Annotated in this window: 26 protein-coding genes and 3 tRNA genes; 13 read left to right on the top strand and 16 right to left on the bottom strand. The window is 67.6% G+C overall.

The window, feature by feature from the left end; all coding sequences use genetic code 11:
* Window positions 1-27 precede the first annotated feature (27 nt).
* The 5 genes from H9634_RS00425 to H9634_RS00405 all read right to left on the bottom strand — a co-directional run bounded on the left by H9634_RS00425 (window position 28) and on the right by H9634_RS00405 (window position 3692).
* Window positions 28-1158 (bottom strand): UDP-N-acetylmuramate dehydrogenase, encoded by a 1131-nt coding sequence (locus H9634_RS00425; protein ID WP_191724894.1) that lies wholly within the window; start codon window positions 1156-1158, stop codon window positions 28-30.
* A complete protein-coding gene (locus H9634_RS00420; RefSeq protein WP_191724893.1) occupies window positions 1155-1646 on the bottom strand; it encodes a MaoC/PaaZ C-terminal domain-containing protein in 492 nt (163 codons plus the stop codon). Before H9634_RS00420 ends, H9634_RS00425 begins: the two co-directional genes overlap by 4 nt.
* The gene (locus H9634_RS00415) at window positions 1643-2098 is read right to left on the bottom strand and encodes an FAS1-like dehydratase domain-containing protein (RefSeq protein WP_170273267.1); all 456 of its coding nucleotides are present in this window, start codon (window positions 2096-2098) and stop codon (window positions 1643-1645) included. Before H9634_RS00415 ends, H9634_RS00420 begins: the two co-directional genes overlap by 4 nt.
* A gap of 124 nt (window positions 2099-2222) precedes the next feature.
* On the bottom strand, window positions 2223-3110 hold the full coding sequence (locus tag H9634_RS00410; RefSeq protein WP_191724892.1) for a helix-turn-helix domain-containing protein: 888 nt from the start codon (window positions 3108-3110) through the stop codon (window positions 2223-2225).
* A 120-nt stretch (window positions 3111-3230) separates the two neighbouring features.
* Window positions 3231-3692: a pyridoxamine 5'-phosphate oxidase family protein gene (locus H9634_RS00405; protein ID WP_191724891.1), complete on the bottom strand. Its 462-nt coding sequence runs from the start codon at window positions 3690-3692 to the stop codon at window positions 3231-3233.
* Between the two features lie 324 nt (window positions 3693-4016).
* Between H9634_RS00405 and H9634_RS00400 the strand changes: the two genes are divergently transcribed.
* A complete protein-coding gene (locus H9634_RS00400) occupies window positions 4017-4970 on the top strand; it encodes a cyclase family protein (protein WP_191724890.1) in 954 nt (317 codons plus the stop codon).
* Window positions 4967-6631, top strand: coding sequence for a class I adenylate-forming enzyme family protein (locus tag H9634_RS00395; protein ID WP_225210438.1), 1665 nt, complete (start codon window positions 4967-4969; stop codon window positions 6629-6631). The genes H9634_RS00400 and H9634_RS00395 overlap by 4 nt, the downstream gene beginning before the upstream one ends.
* 82 nt (window positions 6632-6713) lie before the next feature.
* Here the strand turns inward: H9634_RS00395 and H9634_RS00390 are convergent.
* From H9634_RS00390 to H9634_RS00370, 5 genes are all read right to left on the bottom strand, one after another.
* Window positions 6714-6790, bottom strand: a tRNA-Met gene (locus H9634_RS00390).
* Between the two features lie 26 nt (window positions 6791-6816).
* Window positions 6817-6889 (bottom strand) — tRNA-Thr (locus H9634_RS00385).
* 56 nt (window positions 6890-6945) lie between these two features.
* Entirely contained in the window at window positions 6946-7740 is a 795-nt protein-coding gene (locus H9634_RS00380) for a glycerophosphodiester phosphodiesterase (protein WP_175293060.1), read from the bottom strand.
* Window positions 7740-9533, bottom strand: coding sequence for a glutaminase A (glsA, locus tag H9634_RS00375; protein WP_191724889.1), 1794 nt, complete (start codon window positions 9531-9533; stop codon window positions 7740-7742). Before glsA ends, H9634_RS00380 begins: the two co-directional genes overlap by 1 nt.
* Before the next feature lie 302 nt (window positions 9534-9835).
* Entirely contained in the window at window positions 9836-10057 is a 222-nt protein-coding gene (locus H9634_RS00370) for a hypothetical protein (RefSeq protein ID WP_191724888.1), read from the bottom strand.
* On the opposite strand from H9634_RS00370, the gene H9634_RS00365 reads away from it, so the two are divergent.
* The 7 genes from H9634_RS00365 (at window position 10056) to H9634_RS00335 (ending at window position 14977) form a co-directional block, all read left to right on the top strand.
* The gene (locus H9634_RS00365; protein ID WP_191724887.1) at window positions 10056-10637 is read left to right on the top strand and encodes an alternate-type signal peptide domain-containing protein; all 582 of its coding nucleotides are present in this window, start codon (window positions 10056-10058) and stop codon (window positions 10635-10637) included. The two genes, H9634_RS00370 and H9634_RS00365, sit on opposite strands and share 2 nt — an antisense overlap.
* 4 nt (window positions 10638-10641) lie before the next feature.
* Window positions 10642-11265 (top strand): hypothetical protein, encoded by a 624-nt coding sequence (locus H9634_RS00360; protein ID WP_191724886.1) that lies wholly within the window; start codon window positions 10642-10644, stop codon window positions 11263-11265.
* A gap of 155 nt (window positions 11266-11420) precedes the next feature.
* On the top strand, window positions 11421-12626 hold the full coding sequence (locus tag H9634_RS00355) for a hypothetical protein (protein ID WP_191724885.1): 1206 nt from the start codon (window positions 11421-11423) through the stop codon (window positions 12624-12626).
* Entirely contained in the window at window positions 12626-13210 is a 585-nt protein-coding gene (locus H9634_RS00350) for a signal peptidase I (RefSeq protein ID WP_191724884.1), read from the top strand. The genes H9634_RS00355 and H9634_RS00350 overlap by 1 nt, the downstream gene beginning before the upstream one ends.
* Entirely contained in the window at window positions 13203-14045 is an 843-nt protein-coding gene (locus H9634_RS00345; RefSeq protein WP_191724883.1) for an LPXTG cell wall anchor domain-containing protein, read from the top strand. The genes H9634_RS00350 and H9634_RS00345 overlap by 8 nt, the downstream gene beginning before the upstream one ends.
* Before the next feature lie 109 nt (window positions 14046-14154).
* Window positions 14155-14610, top strand: coding sequence for a hypothetical protein (locus H9634_RS00340; protein WP_191724882.1), 456 nt, complete (start codon window positions 14155-14157; stop codon window positions 14608-14610).
* 22 nt (window positions 14611-14632) lie between these two features.
* Window positions 14633-14977, top strand: a complete 345-nt coding sequence (locus H9634_RS00335; RefSeq protein WP_191724881.1) for a transcriptional regulator — start codon at window positions 14633-14635, stop codon at window positions 14975-14977.
* A 104-nt stretch (window positions 14978-15081) separates the two neighbouring features.
* On the opposite strand, the gene H9634_RS00330 is transcribed toward H9634_RS00335, so the two are convergent.
* A tRNA-Tyr gene (locus H9634_RS00330) sits at window positions 15082-15163 on the bottom strand.
* Between the two features lie 125 nt (window positions 15164-15288).
* On the opposite strand from H9634_RS00330, the gene H9634_RS00325 reads away from it, so the two are divergent.
* A complete protein-coding gene (locus H9634_RS00325) occupies window positions 15289-15780 on the top strand; it encodes a YajQ family cyclic di-GMP-binding protein (protein WP_102161404.1) in 492 nt (163 codons plus the stop codon).
* Here H9634_RS00325 and H9634_RS00320 read toward each other — a convergent pair.
* Window positions 15771-17084: an alpha/beta fold hydrolase gene (locus H9634_RS00320; RefSeq protein WP_318244952.1), complete on the bottom strand. Its 1314-nt coding sequence runs from the start codon at window positions 17082-17084 to the stop codon at window positions 15771-15773. The genes H9634_RS00325 and H9634_RS00320 overlap by 10 nt on opposite strands.
* A gap of 2 nt (window positions 17085-17086) precedes the next feature.
* Window positions 17087-18508 (bottom strand): FAD-dependent oxidoreductase, encoded by a 1422-nt coding sequence (locus H9634_RS00315; RefSeq protein WP_191724880.1) that lies wholly within the window; start codon window positions 18506-18508, stop codon window positions 17087-17089.
* 121 nt (window positions 18509-18629) lie between these two features.
* Between H9634_RS00315 and rarD the strand changes: the two genes are divergently transcribed.
* Window positions 18630-19703: an EamA family transporter RarD gene (rarD, locus tag H9634_RS00310; RefSeq protein ID WP_318244951.1), complete on the top strand. Its 1074-nt coding sequence runs from the start codon at window positions 18630-18632 to the stop codon at window positions 19701-19703.
* 21 nt (window positions 19704-19724) lie between these two features.
* Here rarD and H9634_RS00305 read toward each other — a convergent pair whose 3' ends face one another.
* From H9634_RS00305 to H9634_RS00295, 3 genes are read right to left on the bottom strand one after another with little or no spacing between them, the layout of a single operon-like run.
* Entirely contained in the window at window positions 19725-20756 is a 1032-nt protein-coding gene (locus H9634_RS00305; RefSeq protein ID WP_225210437.1) for a polyprenyl synthetase family protein, read from the bottom strand.
* A gap of 17 nt (window positions 20757-20773) precedes the next feature.
* Entirely contained in the window at window positions 20774-22093 is a 1320-nt protein-coding gene (locus H9634_RS00300; protein WP_191724879.1) for a geranylgeranyl reductase family protein, read from the bottom strand.
* Window positions 22090-22818, bottom strand: a complete 729-nt coding sequence (locus H9634_RS00295; RefSeq protein WP_191724878.1) for a demethylmenaquinone methyltransferase — start codon at window positions 22816-22818, stop codon at window positions 22090-22092. The genes H9634_RS00300 and H9634_RS00295 overlap by 4 nt, the downstream gene beginning before the upstream one ends.
* A 128-nt stretch (window positions 22819-22946) precedes the next feature.
* Here H9634_RS00295 and H9634_RS00290 point away from each other — a divergent pair, with 128 nt between their 5' ends.
* A complete protein-coding gene (locus tag H9634_RS00290) occupies window positions 22947-24401 on the top strand; it encodes an isochorismate synthase (protein ID WP_318244950.1) in 1455 nt (484 codons plus the stop codon).
* Window positions 24394-24909, top strand: coding sequence for a hypothetical protein (locus H9634_RS00285; RefSeq protein WP_191724877.1), 516 nt, complete (start codon window positions 24394-24396; stop codon window positions 24907-24909). The genes H9634_RS00290 and H9634_RS00285 overlap by 8 nt, the downstream gene beginning before the upstream one ends.
* Window positions 24910-24915: the final 6 nt, after the last annotated feature.

The raw sequence follows: 24915 nt of genomic DNA, 5'->3' as shown, positions 1-24915 counted from the left end.
CTGACCGCGCCTGCCGGCCCCGGAAGCTCAGATCCGGCAGCCGATGAGGTTGGGTTCGGGTTCGAGCCGAATGCCGGTGAATTCCTCGACTCCGTCGCGGATGTGGCGAGCGAGGTCGAGAATGTCGGCGGTGCGTGCCTGCCCGCGGTTGGTCAGCGCCAGCGTGTGCTTGGTCGACAGGCGGGCGCGCTGTTCGCCGATCCCGAATCCCTTGTGGAACCCGGCCCGGTCGATGAGCCAGGCGGCCGAGGTCTTCTTCCGGTGCTCATCGCGCATGCCGGTGAGCGGGTCGATGACCGGGTATTCCGGCGCCCCGTCGGGCAGCGGGGTGGAGAGCGGGACGATCGGGTTGGTGAAGAACGACCCGCATGACCACGTGTCGTGGTCGGCAGGGTCGAGGACCATGCCCTTGGAGGCGCGCACGGCGAGCACGGCCTCGCGCACTTCGGCCAGCGGCACCCGGTCTTCGAGGTCGACGCCGAGCGCAGCGGCGAGCTGCCGGTAGCGGATCGGTGCGGACTCGGCCGAGGAGGTGAGCGCGAAGCTGACGTCGAGGACGACGAAGCGCACGGTGCCGATCTCGGCGGTGGTGCGCTTGAGCCGGGAGGTGCGGTAGCCGAATTCGAGCTCGGCGCGCGGCAGGGTGATGACGTCGCCGGAGAGCCGGTCGTAGACGGTGACGGATTCGAGGGTGTCGGCTACCTCGGCTCCGTAGGCGCCGACGTTCTGCACCGGGGTCGCACCGGCTGAGCCGGGGATTCCGGAGAGCGCTTCGAGCCCGGAGAGCCCGCGGGTGACGGTCTCGGCGACGCAGTCGTCCCAGTTCTCGCCGGCTGCCACGCGCATCAGCACCCGGTCGCCGCTGAGCTCGGTGAACTCCATGCCGCTGGTGCGGATGAGGCACACGGGCCCGGCGAAGCCGTCATCGCTGATGACGAGGTTGGATCCGCCGGCGATGAAGAGCACATCGGGGTTCAGTCCCTGCCCGCTGCCGGCTGCCTCTCCCCCGCTGCTGGGGGACTCAGCCGCCCGGTCAGCAGTCAGCGGGTGGGCGGTGAGGAAGTCGAGCAGCTCCTCGCGGGTGCCGGCGACGGTGAGGTCGGCGGCCGGGCCGCCGACGCGCATCGTCGCGTAGTCCGCCAGCTGTGTCCGGCTCACGCCAACCGCACCTTCGCCTGGGTGCGTCCGAGCACGGTGTCCTCACCGCAGCTGACGGAGATGTCGAGGCGCACGGTCCCGGCCTCTTCATCGATTGCGCCGACGACGGCGGCCATGTCGAGGTAGGCCGTCGGGGTGTCCGGGGTGCCGGAGGCGGCATCGGCGACGATGACTGGGGCGGTGAAGCGGGTGCGGCAGTCGACGATCGCACCGGGGTCGGCGGCCCATTCGGTGATGCGGGCGAGCACGGATCCCATCGAGAGCATGCCGTGGGCGATGACGTCGTCGAGGCCGACCTCGCGGGCGAAGCGCTCGTTCCAGTGGATCGGGTTGTGGTCTCCCGAGGCGCCGGCGTAGGCGACGAGATCAGCGCGGGAAAGCGGGATGCGGGCGGAGACGACGGTGCGGCCGACCTCCTGGTCGCGCAGCTTCGGCGCCAGGTCGGTGCCGGAGGGACGGTATTCCTCGCGTTCGACGGGCTCGTTCATGCTTCTCCTCCTCGCACGACGATCGTCGAGGTCACGGTGACCACGGGGGCGTCGTCGCTGTTCGCGTCGGTGAGTTCGGTGCGGGTGGTGATCATCGCATGCCCGCCGGCCTCGCGCAGTCCATCGACGTGGCAGACGGCGTTGAGCTTGTCGCCGGCGACGATCGGGCGGGCGTAGGTGAACTGCTCGGAACCGTGGACGACGCGGGAGAAGTCGATGCCGGCTTCCGGGTTGGAGATGTAGAGCGCTTCGGCGCGCTGGGAGGGGATGACGGCGAACGTCGGCGGGGCGACGACGTCGGCGTAGCCGAACTCGGCTGCGGCCTCAGCACTGCGGTGGGCGCGGTTCTGCGCCCCGGTCGCGCGGGCGAACTCGATGATCGCCTCGCGGGAGACCTCATAGGGCTCCGGCAGGGCGTAGCTCGCACCCTGCAGCTCGGTGTTGACAGCCATCGGCAGATGTACCTCCTTGGGCACAGGCACGGTGCCCGTGCGGGTTCGTCCGGCTCAGGTGGACAGACTGCCGGCACCTCCCGGCCGCTGACCGGGGACGTGCGGCAGTCCCATATCTGCGAGTCTATCGCCCGAGGCCGGGCACCCGCATCATCGCCAGGGCGTAGTCGGCGAGGTTGTCGGCGGCGGCGTCTTTGGGCACCGGCCCCTCGGGGTCGTACCACTGCGAGGTCGAGGTGCACATGTTCGACACCACGCGGCCGGCGAAGCGCCAGTCGGGGTTGGTGAATGCACCGGTCTCAATGCCTTCGCGCGCGAGTGCGTCGACGGTGTGCTGCACGTCGCGACGCAGTCCGGCGATGCGGGAGCGGTCGGGTTCGTCGATGCTGCGCATCTCACTGGCTCCGATGAAGCCCTTGCGCCGCTGCTCCAGATGGAACAGCGCGAGCTCGCGCACCACTTGCCGGTAGCGCTCCTCGACCGGCTGGCCTTCTGCCGCCGTGAGCACATCGTCGAGCCGGCTGATGAGCTCGGCCATCGTCTCGTCCATGAGGCTGACGAGCATCTGCTGCTTGGACGTGAAGTAGTGGTAGACCCCGGCGACGCTCACCCCGCCGGCCTGTGCGATCTGCCGCATCGAGGTGCCGTGGTAGCCCCAGCGCACGAAGCAGTCGATGATCGCCTCGACGATCTTGGGATGCGGGGCATCGGGGGCGCCGCGCACGAGGTGTGGGGCACCGGCGTGCTCGCGGCCGCCGGGTCCGGTGCGCACCGCGCTCGGCTCGAAGTCACCGGAGTACATGAGGTCCTCGAGTTCGAGGCCGAGCACCTCAGCCAGCTGCGAGACCCGCTCGACGGTGACGGAGACGCGCTCGCGCTCGATGAGGGACAGGGTGGCGGGGCTGACGCCGATCTGCGAGCTCAGCTCCTCAAGTGTCAGGCCGGCTCGCGTGCGTGCGGCCCTCACGCGCCCGCCGACGCTGGCACCGCTCAGATCCGCTTCTTTAACCATGCTAAACAGCATAGAGCACGGTGCGGTGCTGTCCAGCCGCCTGCCCCAGCGCCCCGGCTTCGCTGTGCGGCCGCGAGGCGGGACGGAGGGCCGTGTGCTCGGTCCTAGCGATCGTTCAGCTCAGCAGGTGACGTCGGGTTCGGCCTCGGGTTCGGGTCCGAAGCGCAGACTGCGGCCGGTCACCTCGGTCGGGCGGATGCGGATGTGGCGGGACTTGGTGCTCGCAACCCAGGGGCGCAGCCCGGCCTCTTCGGCTGCGGCGATGTCGTCGGCGGACTCCAGCACTTCGGCGCGTCCCTTGACGACAACGCTGCGGGCGCCGGGGGCGGCGATGCGGTCGACTTCGAAGGCGACCCGGTCGCTGATCGTCACGGCCGCGAGCTTGGTGCCGGCGGCGGTGCGGATGTAGAGGGCACCGTCGTAGGCGGCGTAGTTGACGGGGAAGATCTCGATCTCTCCGGCGGCGGCAACGGCGAGGCGGCCGAAGCTCTCGGACTCCAGCAGCACCCAGCACTCGTCGCTGCTGAGGGTGTCGATCGGCGGCGGGGTGGTGTTCTCGGGGTGATGTGTGATCTGTTCCATAGTCCATTGTGAGCCGAACCATGAGATCGCAGCCAGCAGCGCCGGCAGGCGATACAACCTTTCTCACAACGATGCCGCCAGCCCCGTGACCTGGGGCAGCGCTCAGCTCACCGAAATCCGCACCGTCTCTCCCACCGCCGGAGCCTCCAGACCGAATACCCACTGCGGTATTGACAGCAGGCAGGTCGAAGTCGAGGATCGGCATACGTCTACCTAACGTTTGTTCACCGTAACTTAAATTTCAACACGGCGATCGCTTCCGCTCACACCGATTCGGGCTCTGCGGCACAGATCGCACATCCTGAGTTCTGTGGGAGGAACGCCATGACTGAAGCACTCGACCTCACGGCTCTGCTCGCCGATGCCCCGAAGAACTGGGGGAAGTGGGGCCCGGATGACGAAGTCGGGGCGCTGAACTACCTCAGCGCTGAGGAGGTGCTTCGCGGTGCCGCTCATATCAAGACCGGCGAGGTGCATACTCTGCAGCGGCTCATCGGCGACCCACAGGGCGATCCGGTGTGGCCGGGCCGCTCTCCGGCTGAGCGTGAGATGGTGATGGACGAAGCCACCTGGGACAGCGATGATGCACCGCAGTTCCCCGGCGGGCTGCACTATGCCGACGACAAGATCGAAGCATTCCTGCAGGGCTCGACCCAGTACGACGCCCTCGGCCACGTCTGGTACGACGGGAAGCTGTGGAACGGCTATGACGCTCGCACGACCATCGGGGGCATGGACAAGGCGAGCGTCGAGCCGATCGCTCAGCGCGGTGTCGTCGGCACCGGTGTGCTGCTCGATATGGCGCGTCATTTCGGCGTCGAGGCGATGGAGGCCAATCACACCTTCGATCACACTGACCTGCTGTCGTGCGCAGAGCGCCAGGGAGTCACCATCAGCAAGCGGGACATCCTCGTCATCCGCACCAATCACCTTCAGCTGTTCTTCGAGCAGGGCGATGACTTCTACACCGACTTCTGCGAACCCGGGCTGACCTACAGTCCGGAGCTTGTGCAGTGGTTCGCCGACATGGAGATCCCGAATCTCGTCACCGATACGATCGCCAACGAGGTCACGACCGATCCGGACTCCGGTGCAGCACTCGTCCTGCACAATGCGCTCATGCGCAACCTCGGGGTCGCCTTCACCGAGATCTGCGATCTGGAATCTCTGGCAGAGGCATGCGCCCAAGACCGCCGCTACACGTTCTTCTACGTCGCAGCACCGTTGAAGATCCACCGGGCCACCGGCTCTCCGGTCAACCCTGTGGCGCTGCGATGACGACTCCGCGTCGCCGGCCACCGGATCCGATGCTGCCGCTGGGACAGCACCTGCGCCCACCGCATCACACGGTGCCGCAGATGTGTGCTTCGGCGCTGGCGGCTGATCCTGACGCCGTGGTCATCCACGCCTTCGACCGGACCTGGACGTACGCCGAGGTCGACGCTGAGGCCCACCGCCTTGCGCGCGCTCTCGCCGGCGCCGGAGTGGCGGCGGGCGACCGGGTGGCGCTGTTCGTGCAGAACGATCCCATCTTCGTCACCGGGCTGCTGGCCGCATGGAAGCTCGGGGCGATCGGTGTGCCGATCAACCCGATGAACACCGGCCGGGAGCTGGCGTTTCAGCTGGAGGACTCGGCTGCGGTGGCGCTCATCGCCCTCCCTGGGCTGTGGACACAGGTCGCCCAGCAGGTGGTGGCAGACGGCATCGGAGACGTCAGGCTCGTCATACTGGCACCGCACACCGCGTGGAGGCAGGACGGGGAGCAGTTCGAGACATCTTCAGTCCCCGTGCCGCCCGAGCTGCTCGGCCGTGTCGGCTCCGCCGAGGTCGTGTCTGCTGATACTCTCCCAGACGGGTCGGACTACACGCCAGGTGCGGTCTGCGCAGATGATGTCGCGCTGCTGACGTACACCTCGGGCACGACCGGCAGGCCCAAGGGTGCGATGAACACCCATGGAAATCTGACGTTCAATGCTGAAACCTATGTGCAGATGTCGGCTCTTCAGCCCGGTGAGCCGATTCTGGCGATCGCTCCGCTGTTCCACATCACCGGGATGGTCGGTCATGTGCTGCTGGGCTTGCGCGTGGGAGCACCGATCGTCCTGAGCCACCGCTTCCACCCGCAGGTGATGCTCGAATCGATACGCCACAGCCGTCCTGTCTTCACCATCGGTGCGATCACTGCGCTCATGGCTCTGGCCGACTGTCCGGCGGCGACGGCCGCCGACTTCGCCAGCCTGCGCACGATCTACTCCGGTGGCGCTCCGATCGCACCGGCCCTGGCCGACCGGCTCGAAGGGATCTTCGGCACGTATGTCCACAACGTCTACGGCATGAGCGAGACCTCCTCGCCGACGCACCTCGTCCCCCGCGGGCAGCGGGCGCCGGTCGATCCGGTCTCAGGCGCACTGTCCGTCGGCAGGCCGGTATACGACACGCAGGTACGCATCGCCGATGAGCAGCGTGCCGATGTCCAGGCGGGGACATACGGGGAGATCCTGGTGCGCGGTCCGCAGGTCACGCCGGGCTACTGGAATCGCCCCGATGCCACAGCGGAGAGCTTTGCCGATGGGTGGCTGAGAACGGGTGACATCGGGTTCGTCGACGCAGACGGGTGGTACTACCTCGTCGACAGGAAGAAGGACATGATCAACGCCTCAGGCTACAAGGTGTGGCCGCGAGAGGTCGAGGATGTCCTCTACACGCATCCCGCCGTTGCCGAGGCCGCCGTCGTCGGTGCCGCAGACGCATACCGCGGAGAGACCGTCATCGCCTTCGTCACGCTGCACGAGGGGCGCACCGTGAACCCGTCGGAGCTCATCGATTTCTGCAAAGCCGATCTGGCCGCGTACAAGTATCCGCGCTCCATCGAGATCCTCGATGAGATGCCGAAGACGGCGACGGGAAAGATCCTGCGCCGAAAGCTGCGCGGCACCTGAGCCCGGCGGTAGAGCGACTGCAGGAAGGAAACCTGGCGCAATGAGGAGAACCCCCACCCGGTGGGTGAGGGTTCTGCTTCAGTGGTAGCGGGGGCGGGGCTCGATCCCGCGACCTCACGATTATGAGTCGTGCGCTCTAACCACCTGAGCTACCCCGCCGCAGTACCGCTTTTGAGCGGCACGAGAGCCCCGAAAGGGAATCGAACCCTTGACCTTCTCCTTACCATGGAGATGCTCTGCCGACTGAGCTATCGGGGCAACGAGAAAACACTATACACACTTTCCGGCCGCGGGCAAAATCAGCTCCGGGGTGCTCAATCAGCGTCGTATTTGGCGCTCAGATAGCCCTGCAGACGGCCCGGGTGATCAGTGATGATGCCGTGCACTCCAGCTGCCATGAGGCGCTCCCAGTCGGCAGGCACGTTCGACGTCCACACAAGGCATCCGTAGCCCTCGGCCATGAACTCCTCCAGCAGCGCCTGCCGGAGGAAGAAGCCGCGCCGCGACGGGTTGTAGAAGGTCACATCGAGGTCCGAGGCCAGCGTCTTGTCCTCCGGCCGTGGAACCATGCGCAGCAGCCCGCGGGCGACCATGGGGATGAGGTCGCGCACGGCCGTGAGCGTTGCGGGAGAGAAGCTCTGCAGGATCATCCGGTCGGCCATCCCGGTGGCCATGATGTCGTCGGCGACCTGCGCGATCGCACCTGGCGACCAGTCGTCTTTGAACTCCAGGAGCAGATTGCCGTCGAAGTCTGCGAGGTTGGCGAGCACGGTGCGCAGCTTCGGCACCCGCTGGCCGATGAAGCCCGGGCCCAGCCACGAGCCGGCATCGGCCAGTGAGATCCGCTCGTCGCTCATCTGCGCTGCGGTTCCCGTCGCCGAGGTGGTGCGGTTCAGGGTCGTATCGTGCAGCACGATCGGGGTCCCGTCGGCACTGATCCCGATGTCGATCTCGATCCAGTCGGATCCGAGCACCCGGGCGGCTTCGATGGCGACGAGGGTGTTCTCCGGTGCGACTCCCGAGTAGCCGCGGTGGGCGATGACCCACGGCTTGTGCTCCCCGCCGGGGGTGTGCGGGTACCCGTGGTCGGCGAGGAACGCCTCGAGCATCAGTTGACTCCTCGCATGACCTGCCCGAGGCGGATGTAGCCTTCGACCGCGATCGCACGCCACAGCATTGCCGCGGCTTCCGGATCCGACTTCTCCAGCTTCTCGATTGCGGACTTCGACAGCAGTTCGACGACGGTCGGCTCGGCGACGCGGACATCGAAGGGCTGATGGTAGGTCTCATTGAGGGCGAGCTCACCGAAGGACATGCCGGCGACGAGCTGCGCGTTGACGTCGCCGCCCTCATCCTCAGGATTGAGCGTGTGCACCTCGCCGGAGACGATGAACCGGATGCCGTCGAACTCGTCACCGACCTTGCGGACGATATCGCCGGTGTCGTACTCTTCGCGCTTGAGCAGGCTGACGACCTTCTCACGGATCTTCTCGTCGATGCCCTCGAGCAGCACTGGAGTGGAGATCGCCTCATCGGGGAAGCAGTCCTCGTCGCCGTACTGGCGGAGAATCTGATCCTCAGCCCATGACAGGGCATCGTTGCGGTCCTCGAAGATCTCGACCTGCATGTCGACGGGCACCAGAAGGTTCGCCAGCCGGTCGAACGGGTCGACGAGACCGAGGGAGGTGTCGACGTCGGCGAGGGCGGCGGCCAGCCGCGAGATCGCCTTGACTGAGACCTCGGCGATGTGATCGGCACGTGAGAGGTCGACGACGACGCAGACGGTGTTCTTGTCGAATGTGGCGACCTCACGGGAGAGCACTTCGATGCCGGAGAACAGCAGGTCGCCCATGACTTCGAGCACGTGGGCGCGTTCACCGTATTCGGTGAGGACCGCCTCGGCGGCTTCCGGACGACGGGTCGTCGAGGGCACATGGTCGATGGTGTCGTGCGTGCGGATCGTCGACAGACCGGCCTTGGAGGTGCGCACGAAGTGCAGCTCCAGGTCGCGGGAGAGGATCCGGTGGGCGGCCAGACCGCGCACGCTCGAACCGTGCTGGTCGAGCGGCGGAGCGTAGGTGGCGATGCCGAGCTGGCCGGGCAGAGCGGAGATGATGCCGCCGCCGACGCCGCTCTTGGCCGGCATGCCGACCGAGGACACCCAGTCACCGGAGTCGTCGTACATGCCGCAGGTGAGCATGACCGACAGCACCCGCTGGGCGACCTGGCGGGAGAACACGCGCTTGCCGGTGACCGGGTTGACGCCGAGGTTGGTCAGCGTCGCGGACATGATCGACAGGTCCTTCGCGCTGGTGAGGATGGCGCACTGGCGGCTGTAGTCGTCGAAGGCCGGCAGCGGGTCGCCGTCGATGATGCCCCATGAGGCGAGGAACCATGACAGCGCGCGGTTGTGCATGCCGCCGTCGCGATCCGCCTCATAGGAGACCTCGTCGACTTCGAGGTCCCGGGCAGCGCAGCCGGACATGACGCGCAGGATCTTGTCGAAGACCTCGCCGTCGGAGTCCGGCAGAATCTGCGCGGTTGCAGCAATCGCACCGATGTTGATGAGCGGGTTCTTCGGCCTGCCGGTGTTGGCCTCACTGGAGAGGTCCTTGAACGAGGAGCCGGAGGGCTCGACGTCGATCTTCGCGTCCATGAACCGGAAGCCGCGGTCCTGCAGCGCGATGGCGTAGCAGAACACTTTGGAGATCGACTGCATGCTGAAGGGCACCTCGGCGTCACCGGAGGTGTAGGTGTATCCGTCAGCGGTTGTCATCGCCAGGCCGCACAGATCAGGGTCGGCCTCGGCGAGTGAGGGGTTGTTCTGCGGTTGTTCACCGCCGTGGACATCGAAGAGACGCTCGTGCACGGAGTCGAGGTACTGCTGAATGGGCGATTGCATGGTCCCAGGCTAGCCGACACCTCCTGCCCCACGCTGACTATTCGCACGGCAGGGACAGCGAACCCCGTTGATGTCTGAGTTCGCGCGAGGGAGACGGATGGGCACCGGTTCGGCGACGCGTGGGCGGCGAGGCGAGCCCTCCGCATCTGCGAAGGCACCCGCGTCTGCCCCGCAGAAGCGTGCAGCCATGAGGTGTTCATCACTTCTATGAGGTTTATTCAGCTCACATTCATCTCGCATGAGCCCTCTACGCAGGATTTGCACATACGACCGCTTGCTGCCTGCTCATCACTCACCTGCTTCTACTCGGCAGTAATGCGTGGCTCAAGCATGCATTCCTGAATGTGGGCGCAGGCGCGGCTCCAGAAAGATTTTGCGCAGTCATCTGCATCGCACTGAATTGTTTGAATCTGCAAATTCGCATAAACTGAATACTGTTCCACGGTGCCGTCCGCGCCATCCTTGCGGCGCACCGCAACTGAAGCATGCCGCAAAACAACCCACGTGAGGAACGGATCTCTCATGACCGAAACGCCAACGCAGAAGAAGCCCAATCGTCGTGCCGTCAAGGCAGCCGCAGCCGGTGCCCTCGGTGTGGCCCTGCTCGCCGGACTCGGCACCACTTTCGCCAAGTGGTACGAAGAGCATTCGATCGGCGGCAGCAGCCTGCAGTCAGGTCACCTGAACATGACTGTCGACGGAGCCAAGTGGATCGACGTCAACAGCGGTCAGACCATCGATGAGGCTCAGTTCAAGATGGTGCCCGGTGACACGCTGCTCTACACCGCAGACGTCACCCCTGACCTCGAAGGCGACAATCTCGTCGCCACGCTGAAAGTCAACACCTCCGAGACCGTCACCGGCGACCTGAAGGACATCGTCAAGGTCAAGACCGTTGTCGGTGACGGCACCGATACCCAGCAGACCGTCAGGCCCGGAGACAATACCGCCATCAAGGTGTCCGTCGAGCTGCGATTCCCGGAAACGACCGACGATGCAGAACCGGCCGAAGACAAGTCCAACTGGTGGGGCGACCGTGGCGAGGACGGAACCGTCAACCTCTCCGAGATCAAGATCGAACTCGATCAGAACGACAACCCCTGATCTGATGACCGTTGCCTCCGTGCGACGGGTAGCGGCAGCCGCGGTGGCCGCCGGTCTGGGACTGGTCCTCCTGTCCTCGACCGGCGTCACCCTGGCGAAGTGGTACGAAGAGACCACCCTGCCGGATACCCAGATCTCCTCCGGCTCGCTCACGCTTGAGGCCGGCTCCACCGCTCCGGTGCAGCTGCACAGCCGCTTTCCCGAAGATCAGCGGACCTTCGCCGGCGGCACCGCATGCACGGCACCGAGCGGGTTCGCGGCGTGCCGTGAACTCACGGCAGCTGAACTCGAAGGGCAGCTGCTGCTGCCCGGCGACCAGCTGCTCATCCAGGAGACTTTCACGGCAGCAGCGAACGGGACGAACCTCACCGCACACGTCATCATCGATCGAGCAGACGTCACTGCTGCGCTGCCGAACGGCACAACCGTGGACACCGAGTTCACCCGCGATGGTGAGAGCCTCGGCGATCCGGCTGAGATCTCCGGATCCGACCCCGCAGAACTGAAGGAAGCCGAGTGGCTGGTGAGCTCGAGGATCACCACGCCACAGCAGTGGCCGGTGTCCTTCGAGTCCCGCAGCATCGACCTCGGCGCGCTCACCGTTCAGGTCGAGCAGCAGGCGCCGTAACACCTCGCCTGCACTCGACACCCCACCGGCACAGCAGGCCCGCACGGCACACCGGCAGGGAGCACCGCCGGTGACAGCTCACCCCCGTGCCGAGCTGTATCCGAGAACACACGAGACACGACACGCATGACGACGATACGAAAGGAGCACGCACCGTGAGACAGCAGTGGATCGCCCCGGCAAGCCTCATCGCTGCACTCCTCATCGTCATCGCCACTGCCATCACCCCGACGGGTTCCACTCTGGCCATATGGTTCAAAAAGCTCACCACCGATGAGCTCTCGGCACAGACGGACCGCTATACGCTCGACTTCGCCGATGTGCCCAGCACCAGCGAGAGCACCAACCCGGCACAGCCTCCGGTATGGAATCAGCCGAGCTTCACCGTCACGAACGAGTCTTCGACGCTCGCGCGGAAGATGCGGATCACCCGTGCCCAGCTCACAAGCCGCTACAACTACTACGACTCGAAACTCGAGCCGGTGCGCCACTCCCGCATCACCTTCGCTCTCGCCCCGGCCGGGCAGACGTGCATGAGCAGCGAACGCGAGCAGGTCTGGACGGTGAAGGAACCCGAAGAGGCTCCACCTGCGAATGGGCTCTTCACTCCGCCGGCCGGTGATGCGACGTTCATGCTCGCAGCCGGCGAGACCCGCCACATGTGCATCGACGTCGCGCTCAACACCGCTTCGTCGACGGTGGACGAGCGCCGCACCCTGCTGCGCACCTTCGCCGGCGCCGGCATCAAAGCCGTCACCGACATCGGCTCGGCTCAGACGCTGTCGACCGATGGCCGTGAATCTGGGTCGGTCACAAGCCTCTACCGCGTCAGCATGCCGCAGCCAGTACCGTCGCCCTCCATCACGTCAAACGGAGTTACCGGATGTCAGCCCGGACGCATGTCCAGTTTGCGCGGCTACATGCGGCTGCAGTGGGGGTGGCCAGATGCCAGCGGCTCCAGCGCCGTCGACACGGCTGTCATCGACCGGTGGGAAGTCTGGAGCAAGCCGACCGGCGGGTCCTGGTCCAAGATCACCAACGGCTACCACGTGCGTCCCAGTGATCGTGTCTTGGCTCCGGAGTATCCCGGCGGCAACATCCCTGCATCAGCGCGTCATGTGTACGTCGAACGTGCCATCATCCGCGACCCAGCTTTGGACGGCGACCGGAAGCACCGTGATTTCGCCATCGTCGGTGTTCTGAAGAACTCCGCGCAGACAAGATTCGTTGCGGCGCAGGGGTGGAACCTGTCGTGGAACGGCATCTCGGATCCGCTTAAGAACCAGTACCTCTGCCACAGCACCTTCACCACGCCTGGAAATCTCACCGGCGCCCCGAACGTCCCGGGGAGGCAGTGGTGATGCGCACGCTCCTCACGTGGCTCCTGTGGAGCGTTGCCGCTGCTCTGGCGCTGCTGCTGCTCGCGATGGTCGTCGTCCCCCGCCTCATGGGGTGGGTGCCGCTGACAGTGCTGACCGGGTCGATGGAGCCTGCGATCCCGCCGGGTTCGCAGGTCTACGTCAAACCCGTCCAGGGCGCAGCCGAGGTCTCCGTCGGCGACGTCATCACGTTCATGCCCAACCCTGATGACGACACACTCGTCACGCACCGGGTCGTCGGCATCAGTGTCAACGGAGCCGGCGAGAAGTCCTTCACCACCCAGGGTGATGCCAACAACGCGCCCGACCCGGGGGCGGTGCTTCCCAAGCAGATCCGCGGCGTCGTCGTCTACCACCTCCCCTACGTCGGACACATCGCACTCGGCATCGACGGACCGGCGAAGATCGCGGCGATCACCGTCATCGGCCTGGCACTCATCGGCTACGCGATCTGGCAGCTGCTGCTCGCCGGCCGCGACCGCGTGCGGCACCACCCGGATTCCGAGGATGAGACCGCACCCGGTGAGCATTGCACCGACGCCGAGGAGGCGCGCACCGATGCCTGAGACCTCCGCCTCACAGCACGCTCTCGCGCGCCGGGTCGCACGCGCCCTGCTGGCTGCCCTCGCAGCCCTCGCTCTCACCCTGGGCGTGCTGCCTGCCACGGCGACTACCGCCTCGGCATCAGCTCCCATCGACGTCTCCGTCGACGGTGAGCACTGGGCGCCAAAGCTGCCCCGGCAGCTGTTCGACAGCGTCGATCGCCTCTCTCCCGGTGACCGCGTCGAGGACGCGGTGTGGCTGCGGAATGCCACCGCTGCGCCGATCGCCGTCCGCGTGCAGATGCGCTGGATCGGGCCGGCAGACACGGCAGCGATCGACGATGTTCTCGCGGTGGGCATGAATGGGAGCTCTGCGACCGTCCGCCAGCTGCGTGCCGAACCTCTGACAGTCGACCTCGGTAAGCTCGCCCCACAGGCCACTGCCCGTCTCGACGCCGAGGCCGTGCTTCCGTTCTCGGCGCCGAATGCGACGCAGTCGCGGTACCTCGACCTCGATCTCGTCCTCCAGCTCAGCGGCGAAGACGATCCCGACCCGCAGCCGACGTCTGAGCCGAGCACCGACCCGAACCCAGACCCGAGTGCAGATCCGAGCGAGGAGCCCAGGCCCGAACCGTCCGCCTCCACCACACCGCCGGGACCTGAAGGCGACTCCGAGGACGGCGAGCGCAGCCTGCCGCGCGATGACGAGGCCGACCGCTGGGCACCGCTGCCGCGCACCGGAGCGGAGACGCTGCTGCTCCTGGCGGCAGGGCTGGTGGCGATCGGCGCCGGCATCACCGCGCTGCTCGTGGCTCGCCGCCGGCGCAGCGATGCGGAAGAGGACACCCCGGAGAGCTGAGGCGCAGCCGATCAGATTCCCTCACCTCAACTACTTGCCATCCTGGAAAGTGGTTGAGACTCTGACATCAGTTGCAGAAAGCGACAGACGAAGAGACGAAGGAGTCACGATGACCGACCGCACCTCAGCACACGCCCACCAGCACCCCGGCCCAGCCGAAGCCCGCGCATCACTCGCCGCAGCCGAACAGGCGCACACCACCTCGGCGCGTGCCAACACGCTGCGCCTGGCCGCCGGTCTCCTGGCCTCCGGGGCAGCAATGACCGCCGGGTCGCTCGTCGTCGCCGCTGACGCCGAGGCGGGAGGCTCACCGCTGTTCATCCTGCGGATCCTGCTCTCCCTCGCACTGCTCCTCCCCGGTGCGGTGATCTACTCCGCCGCCCGCTCGTGGGCGCGCCGGGACACCGCCCTGCTCGTCACCGTGCTCGTGCTGCAGGTGGGCGCCTACATCGGCGCGGCGATGGCAGCGAACCTGCTCGCCACCCCGCTGTACGCCGACCTGGCCGCCGGCTTCATCATCCTCGTCACCACCGTGGCGATGGCCGTGCTGCGCCGCCGCGCATGAGCCGGCGGACAGGAGAACGATGATGAGCACCCATCAGAATGCGATTGCGCAGCTGTGCCCGCTGCTGACGAACCCGACGCGGCTGGCCCTCGTCGCCGGACTCCACGGCTGCGTGCGGGCGGATTTCCGCACGATCCGCGAGCAGCTCGGTGTCAGCGATTCGACGCTGTCGAAGCACATCTCCGCCCTCGAAGACGAGGAGATCGTGGCAGTCCGCAAGGGCTTCGTCGGCAAGCGGGCGCGCACGTGGCTGAGCCTCACCCCGGCCGGCCGGAAGGTCTATGACGCGCATATGACCGGGCTGCGCCAGATCGCGGACCTGGCGTTCAGCGAGGCCGAGGCGGAGGACGAACCGAGCACCAGGTGAGCCGCAGCCGGCACCATCCTGCGAACCCGGCCGCACAGGCCCGGCGACGGCATAGTCCCGGCGACGGCGAAGGCCCGAGGCGAGAACGCCTCGGGCCTTGGCTGTGGCAGGTATAGGATTCGAACCTATGAAGGCAATGCCGGCTGATTTACAGTCAGCTCCCTTTGGCCGCTCGGGCAACCTGCCAGGTGTCTGCTTGAGGCGCATGCGCGCTCAAGCACCTATGGAAGAATACTAGCTTCGCGCCCGAAACGCCAATCGCCTCAGCGCCTAGACTGGTGTGCGAACCGTCACCGTCTCCAGGAGGATCCATGGCCAGCGAATCGTCATTCGACATCGTCTCCGAAGTCGACCGGCAGGAAGCCGACAACGCCCTGAATCAGGCGGCGAAGGAGATCCGCTCCCGCTACGACTTCAAGGGCACCGATGCCTCGATCGAATGGTCCGGCGAGTCGATCATGATGAAGGCGGTGAGCGAGGACCGCGTCAAGGCCGTGCTCGATGTCTTCCAGTCCAAGCTCGTGCGCCGCGGCATCTCGCTCAAGTCCCTTGAGACCGGCGACCCGTACGCCTCGGGCAAGGAGTACCGCCTGGAGGGTCACCTCAAGGAGGGCATCGACAAGGAGAACGCGAAGAAGATCGCGAAGATCATCCGCGATGAGGGCCCCAAGGGCGTCAAAGCCCAGATCCAGGGCGAGGAGCTGCGGGTGAGCTCGAAGAAGCGCGATGACCTGCAGGCGGTCATCGCCCTGCTCAAGGGCAAGGACCTCGACGTCGACCTGCAGTTCACCAACTACCGCTGACCGGGTCGCTGGCTGGCCGGTCGCAGCCGGTCGGCCAGCAGGCTGGCGCGCAGCATCCCGCCGAGGCGGTGCGAGCCTGAACCGGAGCGCCGGCCGCTGGCCGCAGCCAGCTCGTCTGCCCGCGGGCGCCGGCCGGCGGCATGCGCGGTCACGACGGCGAGGAACAGCCCAGCGTGTGTGTCGAGAGCGCTGTGCCCGTGGTCGGCAACCGGGATGAGCGCACCGTCGGGTGCCTCAGCTGCGATGCGTGCGGCGATGCTGCGTGGAGTGCGCAGGTCGCGATTCCCGGAGATCACGGTCACCGGGGCCTGCAGCCGTTTGAGCGCCGCCGCCAGATCATAGGGCTCTCCGGCGAACGGGGTGAAGCGGCCACCTGCGTCTCCGAAGTCCGCTGAGGAGTCGAAGAGGCTGCCGCGGCCCGGCAGCGCATAGCCGAGTTCGCGCACTGCGATCTCACCGACGAGGTCGAACTCCATGATGTGCGGTCTGCGCGATTCGAGCTCGGCGGTGGTGAGCTTCGTCAGCAGCGCCTGCGTCCACCCGGCGCGGCCGAGGGCGATCTGGTTGAGCAGCCGGTCGAGTGTGCCGACCCCGGCGAACTCGAAGACAGTGCGCACCATGCGGCCGAGGTCCTGCTGCCCGATGAGCTGGGAGCCGGCGAGGTCGCGGATCTTCATCGCCACCCGCTCGGTCTCGGGCAGGTCAGCGACAGGATCGACAGACCCGGCGATGCCGGGCACCGGGCCGATCTCGCTCAGCTCTGCTGGCGGGTGCCCCTCGAACAGCAGCTGGAGGCTGTAGTCTTCGATGCGCTGCGGGAAGCCCGCGTCGATCATCGCCGAGTCGAGGACGAGGGCGGCGGTGCGCTCGGGATGGCCGGCGGCGAAGGCCTGGACCACATAGGTGCCGTACGAGGATCCGGCGAGCACCGCCTCGGGAACGGATTCCGCATCCAGCACAGCGGCGATGTCATCGGCCACCGCAGCCACGCGCATCGCCTCACGCGGCAGATCCGCACCGTCTGTGTCACAGCGGGACAGGCCGATGCCGCGGTGCTCGATCATGATGACGTCGAGACCGGCGCGGGCGGCACGGGCCCGCAGGCCGGCGAACAGCACGAGGGAGCCGAGACCCGGCCCGCCGGGGACGATGACGATCGGCAGGCCGGACGGGCGGGCGCCGGTGGCCGGCTGGCGGACGTAGTGAAGGTCGAACTCCGGGCCCGAGGCGGTGGCCGGCCGGCGCACACGGCGCAGCCCGCGCACGGAGCGGGCGATGCGCTCGGCCCGGCCGGCTGCACCCACGATCAGCTTTCGCCGACGGCGACGGGGTCGGCTGCCTCGACGGCGCGGCGGGCTTCGGCGAGCATGCCCTCACGGGTGGCGATCTTGATCCGCTCACGGCCGTGCGGTTCGCCCAGCTGCTTCTCCGCGGCTTCGAGCCGGTGGTAGCCCTCCCAGTCGACGTAGTCGACGCCCTTGGCGTTGAGGCGTTCGATGATCGCGTCCTCACCTGGGGCCGACGGGGCCGGCAGCCGGCCGGCGACATGGTCTTCGATGAGGTGGGTGATCGTCTCGAGCGCATCACCCTTCGTGTGGCCGATGAGCCCGACGGGTCCGCGCTTGATCCAGCCGGTGGCGTACACGCCGGGGATCCACGGCGCATCAGCCGACTCCGACTGCGAGAGCGCATCGACGACGCGGCCCTCGTGGTTCGGGATGACGCCCTTGAGCTCGTCGAAGGGCAGTTCGGTCAGCGGGGTGCCGAAGTAGCCGACCGCCCGGTAGATCGCGTCCATCGGCCAGTCGACGAAGGTGCCGGTGGCGTTGACTCCGCCGCGGCCGTCGAGCTCCTGCCGTTCGGTGCGCAGGCCGGTGACGCCGGTGTCCTCGTCGCCGAGCACGGCGACCGGGGCGTGGAGGAAGTGCAGGTGCAGGCGGCGCTTGGCGCCGGTGGGCTCACGCAGCGTGAAGTCCGTCAGCGTCTTGGTGACCTGCTTGGTCTGGTTGTTCGAGTGGATCTGGGCCATCGAGGCTTCGTCGAACTCGAAGTCCTCGGGGTAGACGATGATGTCGACGTCCTTGACGTGGCCGAGTTCGCGCAGCTCCAGCGGCGTGAACTTCGCCTGGGCCGGGCCGCGGCGGCCGAAGACGTGGACGTCGGTGACCTCGGAGCGTTTGAGTCCCTCGTAGACGTGGTCGGGGATCTCCGTGGTGAGCATGTCGTCGGCCTGCTTGGCCAGCACCCGGGCGACGTCGAGGGCGACGTTGCCGTTGCCGATGACGGCGACCTCCTTGGTGTCCAGCGGCCACTCCTGGGAGACATCGGGGTGGGCGTCGTACCAGTTGACGAAGTCAGCGGCACCGTAGGAGCGGGGCAGGTCGATGCCGGGGATGTTGAGCTTGGCGTCGACGAAGCAGCCGGTGGAGAAGATGACGGCGTCGTAGTGCTGCTGCAGCTCCTCACGCGTGATGTCGGTGCCGTAGTCGACATTGGCGAACAGCCGGATGTCCCCGCGGTCGAGCACCTTGATGAGGGCGTTGGTGATGCCCTTGATGCGCGGGTGGTCAGGGGCCACGCCGTAGCGCACCAGCCCGAAGGGGGCGGGGAGGCGTTCGAAGAGGTCGATGCTGACGTCGAATTCCCGTTCAGCCTTGGTCAGCAGGTCTGCGGCGTAGATGCCGGCCGGGCCTGCGCCGATGATGGCTACCCGGAGAGGACGAGTCATAACACACCTTTCACCTAGTCAACTCACGATTCTAACGTCCACGCGCCTGATGTCGACATCTCGAGCGGCCAGTATGCGGGAAGTCACAGCAGCGATCCTGCTGTGGACTAGACTGCCGTTCGTGACTGAACGCCAGCTGACTGACGAGGAATCCGCCCGCCGCCGCTCGGGCCTGCTGCTCGGTCTCTCCGGCTACCTGTTCTGGGGAGGGATGCCGCTCGTCTTCGCCGCTGCGGCCCCGGCGACGCCGACCGAGATCCTCGCCCACCGGATCGTGTGGTCGCTGGTGTTCTGCACCATCCTGCTCATCTTCGCCCGCGGGTTCCGCCGTGTCCTGGCTGCGGTGCGCGACCTGCGCGTGCTCGGCACGCTCGCCCTGGCCGCGATCGTCGTCTCGATCAACTGGTTCGGCTTCCTGCTCGGGGTCAGCCTCAACCGGGTCGTCGAGATCTCACTCGGCTACTTCTTCAATCCGCTCGTCACCGTGCTCATCGGGGTGGTCTTCCTCGGCGAGCGGCTGCGCAGGCTGCAGTGGGCGGCGGTCATCGTCGGCTGCCTGGCTGTCGTCGTCATCGCCGTAGGCTACGGGCAGATGCCGTGGCTGGCACTGCTCGTGGCGTTCTCCTTCGGACTCTACGGGCTCATCAAGAACCGGGTCGGCGGGAAGGTCGGCGCGCTCGAGGGGCTGACGGTCGAGACCGCGGTGCTCACCCCGGTCTGCGGTGCCTACATCATCTACCTCACCGTCACCGGTGCCTCGCACTTCGGCACCGAGGGCACCGGGCATCTGCTCATCATGCTCGCGCTCGGCCCGATCACCGCGATCCCACTCATCCTCTTCGGTGCCGCCACCCGGCGGGTGCCGCTGTCGTGGGTGGGGCTCATGCAGTACGTCACCCCGACGATCCAGTTCATCCTCGGCATCACGGTGCTCGGCGAGCAGATGCCGCTGGCCCGCTGGATCGGGTTCATCATCATCTGGATCGCCGTCGTCATGCTCACCGTCGACATGCTGCGCGCCACCCAGGCGCAGCGGCGCCGCGAGATCCGCAAGGCCAACCGGCCCGAACCTCCCCCACCGGCGGCAACCGGGACCCCGGATGCCGCAGCGGCTGGAGAGGCGAGGGCCGCCGACGGTGTGGACGCGAAGCGTCCGGAGGCAGACGAACCGCCGGCAGCCGGTCACCGCGCATAGGGCCCGGCAGCCGGGTGAGCTTCAGGCGACGCGGGAGACGACAGTGTCGGCAAACGCCGCGAGGCTGTCCTTGATCCAGCCGGCCGGCAGCGCATCAAGGGCGCTGACCGCGGCATCGGACCAGCGGCGTGCTTCGGCACGGGCCTCAGCGGTCACCGGATGGGCGGCGAGCGCCGCACGGGCGGTCTCTAGCGCCTCATCGGAGGACAGATCGGCGGCCAGCAGTTCGACGATCCGCTGCGCCTCAGCGTCACCGGCCGCGGCAGCCCGGCGCAGGCAGAGCACCGGCAGGGTCGGCACACCCTCGCGCAGGTCAGTGCCGGGCGTCTTGCCGGAGGTCTGCGCATCAGAGGTCAGGTCGATGATGTCATCGGCGAGCTGGAAGGCCACCCCGACGCGCTCGCCGTAGTCGCGCAGCACCGGCACGAGCTCGGCTGGGGCCCCGGAGGCGAGCAGCCCGAACTCACAGGAGCCGGCGATGAGCGAACCGGTCTTGTCAGCCAGCACCTTGAGGTAGTGCTCGATCGGGTCGTCACCGGGCTGGGGGCCGGCGAATTCGTTGAGCTGGCCGAGGACGAGGCGCTCGAAGGTGCGCGACTGCAGCTCGACTGCTTCGACGCCGAGTTCGGCAGACAGCAGCGAGGCGCGGGCGAAGAGCAGATCACCGGTGAGGATCGCCACCGAGTTGCCCCACACCTCGTGTGCGGCCTGTGCGCCACGGCGCACCGGGGCGTCGTCCATGACGTCGTCGTGGTAGAGGGTCGCAAGGTGGATGAGCTCGACGGCCGCGCTGGCCTTGACGACGTCGCGGGTGCTGGAGTCGCCGTACTCGGCGGCGAGCAGCACGAGCATCGGCCGCACCCGCTTGCCGCCGGCGCGCAGCAGGTGATGGGACGTCTCGTTCGGCAGCTTCTCGGTCTGCGTGACGGCGATGTCGAGGAACTCCTCGACCTCGTCCAGGCGCGCTGTCAGGGCAGCGCTGAGTTCGGATCCGGCGCCGGTGAAGGAGACCGGCGACAGCGGACCCGTCATGGGTGTCGAATGCTTCGTCATGTCCGTTTCGTCAGCCCTCAGTCGTTCGTCGTCGCCGGTGTCAGCCTCGTCAGTGCGGTGATGACATAGTCGTAGGCGTCCCGGTCGGTGGTGGATCCGTCGTCGTAGAGGTTCGCCAGCAGCTTGACCACGAAGGTCATCACCAGTCTGCTACTCATACCGTACTTGATGCCGAGGCTCATGAGCTCGGGGCGTCCGATGAGCTCGGCGAACACCCGTCCGAGGGTGAAGTAGGAGCCGAAGCTATCGCGCACGGCGGCCGGGTACTCGGCCAGGCGGCGCCGGCGGGCGGCCTCGGGATAGCGGGCGTAGGTGGAGATGACCTCGGCGGCGATGCGGGCGGCTTCCATGCCGTAGTCGATGCCCTCGCCGTTGAAGGGGTTGACCATTCCGCCGGCGTCGCCGATGAGCAGCATGCCGCGGTCGAAGTGCGGGGTGCGGTTGAAGGCCATCGGCAGGGCCGCTGAGCGCACCGGGGTCAGTTCGGTGGTCTCGTCGATGTCCCACTCGTGGCCCATGGCTGCTATCCAGTCGCGCAGCACGGCCCGGTAGTCGACCTGGCCGAAGGCCGGGGAGGTGTTGAGCATCCCGAGTCCGACGTTGACGGTGCCGTCGCCGAGCGGAAACAGCCAGCCGTAGCCGGGCATCACCTCGCCGGCGGTCGCCTGGCCCGAGACGGTGGTCTGGGTGGGTGCGGTGAGCTCGACCCAGCTTTCGATGTAGTCGTCGTCATGGCGCGGGGAGGAATGGTAGGTGCGCACGGCCACGCCCATCGGGCGGTCATCGCGCTTCTCGATGCCCAGCGCCACGGCCATGCGGGAGGAGACGCCGTCGGCGGCGATGACGACCGGGGCGCGGAAGGTCAGCTCGGGGCCGGTCCTGCGGCCGCGTTCATCGGTGGCCCGGGCGGCGACCCCGGTGACCCAGCCGTCGGGGCCGAGGAGCGGATGGGTGGCCATCGTGTTCTCGTGCAGGCGCGCGCCGCACGCGGCTGCGAAGCCGGCGAGGTCGGCGTCGAGCTTCATGCGCGGGCGTGTCAGCCCATGATCGGGCATGCCCGGCACATCGGGCCAGTCGATCTCCAGGCGGTGGCCGGCGCCGATGAGCCGCAGCCCGCGGTTGGGGTGCCAGCCGTCCTCGGCCCGGGTCGGGATGCCGAGGCGCTGGGTTTCGCGCACAGCCCTGGGGGTGAGGGCGTCGCCGCAGATCTTGTCGCGCGGGAAGGATGCCTTCTCCAGAAGTGCGACCTCGAAGCCGGCCTGGGCGAGGTGGGCGGCTGCGGTCGAGCCGGCCGGTCCTGCACCGACGATGACGACGTCGGCGTCGATGTGGGTCATGCCGTCGGGCCGCCGGCGGGGTTGGGCCCGGCGGCGGGTTTGAGGGCGTGGTGGATGGCGACGATGCCGCCGGTGAGGTTGCGGTACTTCACCTGGTCGTAGCCGGCAGCGAAGATCTGCCGGGCGAAGGTGTCCTGGTCCGGCCAGGTGCGGATCGACTCGGCGAGGTAGACGTAGGCCTCAGGGTTCGAGCTCACGGCCTTCGCCAGGGCCGGCAGCGCGGCCATGATGTACTCCTTGTACGCCACGGCGAACGGCGCGAACGTCGGGGTGGAGAACTCGGCGATGACGAGCCGGCCGCCGGGCTTGAGGACGCGCAGGATCTCCGTCAGGGCCGCGTCGACGTCCTGGAAGTTGCGGATGCCGTACGTGATCGTCACCGCATCGAAGGTCTCAGCGGCGAACGGCAGGTCGAGGGCGTCGGCGTAGACGAACTCGATGTCCGGGTAGCGCTTCCGTCCGACAGCGAGCATGCCCTCGGAGATGTCGCCTGCGACCACCTCGGCGCCGGCGCGCGCATACGGAACGGACGAGGCGCCGGTCCCGGCGGCCAGGTCGAGGATCCGCTCACCCGGATTGGGATCGACCGCCTCGGTGTTGGCGATGCGCCACAGGCGCGAGATCCCGAAGGTCATGACGTCGTTGGTGAGGTCGTAGCGCTCGGCGACGTCGTCGAACATCGACGCGACGTCGGCGGCCTGTTTGTCCAGCTGGGCCCGGTTCATTGCCCTATCGTCTCAACTGAGCCGCCCGGGAGCCAATCGGGGCCCGGTGTCGTGGTGCAGTGTGCTCGAGGTGCCTGCCGCCGGGGCCGGTGAGCACGTAGGATGGCATGAATATGGACAGGATCGATGTGAGCGATGACGACCCTGGGCTGCCGCGGTTTGTGGTGCGTTCATGGTTCATCGACGGCCTCAGCCCCCATGCCCCGGTGCCCTTCACCCACGGGCTGCCGACGACGCCGCAGGAGTTCATCTCCCAGCTGCCGGCTGCAGGGTTCTCCTGCTGGGTGCGGCACACCTCCGGGCTCGTCGGGTTCGGCCGGGCAGCCCGGCTGACAGCCACCGGTGCCCGCCGGTTCGCTGACCTCGACCGGGCCTGGCAGCAGATCGTGGCGACCTCGACGATCGACGATCCGGTCGGCCTGCCGGGTTCGGGCCTGGCGTGCTTCTCGGCGGTGACGTTCTCCGCCCAGTCGCAGGCCACCTCGGTCATCGACATCCCCCGCTATCTGCTCGGCCGCCGCGATGGGCGCGTGTGGCTGACCTCGATCGAACCGCTGAGTGCCGGTGCTCGCACAGCCGACCCGGCCGGCAACGGCGATGGCAGTGACGATGGGGAGCTCGTCCTCGCCCCGACCCCGATCCGCCGGCCGGTCGGCGCGACCCGGAAACCCGGGCATACGACCGGGGCGGACTACCTCGACATCGTCGCCCAGGCGAGCGCTCTCATGCGGGAGCATACCGGTGCGCAGGCGCTGAAGAAGGTCGTGCTCGCCCGCGATGAGCTCATCGAGACTCCCGATGAGATCGACGTGCGTGCGCTGCTCGCGGCGCTCAACACCGCCTATCCGGGCTGCTGGACCTTCGATGTCGCCGGCCTCATCGGCGCGACCCCGGAGCTGCTCGTCGGAGTCGAGGACGGCCGGGTCACCACTCGGGTGCTCGCCGGCACCTACCGGGTCGAGGACGATCCGCGCGCCGAACTCGCCGCGGCCCGCGAACTGCTGGGCAAGGCCAAGGACCAGGAGGAGCACCGGTATGCGATCGAGTCGATCGTCGCGCCGCTGACCCGCCTGACCGATCAGCTGCACGTCGACGAGGAGCCGCACCTGCTGCAGCTGGCCAACGTCATCCACCTGGCCTCCGATGCCCACGGCACGCTGACAGCTCGCGACGGGCGGGTGCCGACTGCGCTGGCCGTCGCCGAGGCGGTCCATCCGACTGCTGCGATCGGCGGGGTGCCGACGCCGCTGGCCGCCGCGACGATCGCGGAGTACGAACGCACCGACCGGGGCCGGTTCTCCGGGCCGGTGGGCTGGATGGACGCGGCCGGCAACGGGCAGTTCGGCATCGCGCTGCGGTGCGGTCAGTTCGAGGCCCGCAACCGCATCCGGCTCTTCGCCGGGGCCGGGATCATGCCCGATTCCGATCCGCTGACCGAGCTGGTCGAGACCGGTGCGAAGTTCGCGCCGATGCGCACCGCGCTCGGCATCGACCCGCAGGCCGCGATCGCAGAGGAGCGCGCGGCAGCCATGCCGACGGATGCAGCACCTACGGCTGCTGAGCGGGAGGGAAGTCATGCGTAGGTCCGGGTATCTGGCGATCTTCGCAGGTGCGGTCATCGTCGCGTTCAGTGCGCTCATCAGCTTCCTGCTCAGGTTCTTGGGCGACGGGCCGCCGGCTGGTCAGGAGTTCGTCCTCACCGTCACCGCCGTGCTCATCGCCACCGGCTTCGGCCTGCAGGTGGCGAGCACGGTCGCCGGGTCCTTCGATGACGGCACCGGTGACCATGACGGCGATGCCGAGCACGACGTCACCTCCGGCGGCACCCGGCACGACGATTCGCGCCGCGAGTTCACCGACTCAGCCGAACGCCCGGCCACTGCGCTCGGCAGGGTCGCCAACATCGTCGTCTACGCCGGGGCCGGGACGTTCCTCATCGGCTATGTCACCGACCTCTTCGCCCCATCCGACGGCGGGGCGACCACCGCCGCGGTCATCATGCTCGCTGCTGGTGGCATCCTCATCGCCGGCGTGGCGCTCAGTCTCATCGCTGCTGCCAGCAGGCGCGCGCAGCGCCGCGGCAGCGCCTGATTCCTG

Source organism: Brevibacterium gallinarum (genome assembly GCF_014836885.1).
GTDB classification, from domain to species: Bacteria; Actinomycetota; Actinomycetes; order Actinomycetales; family Brevibacteriaceae; genus Brevibacterium; species Brevibacterium gallinarum.
This window is presented reverse-complemented; position numbering and strand designations above follow the sequence as displayed.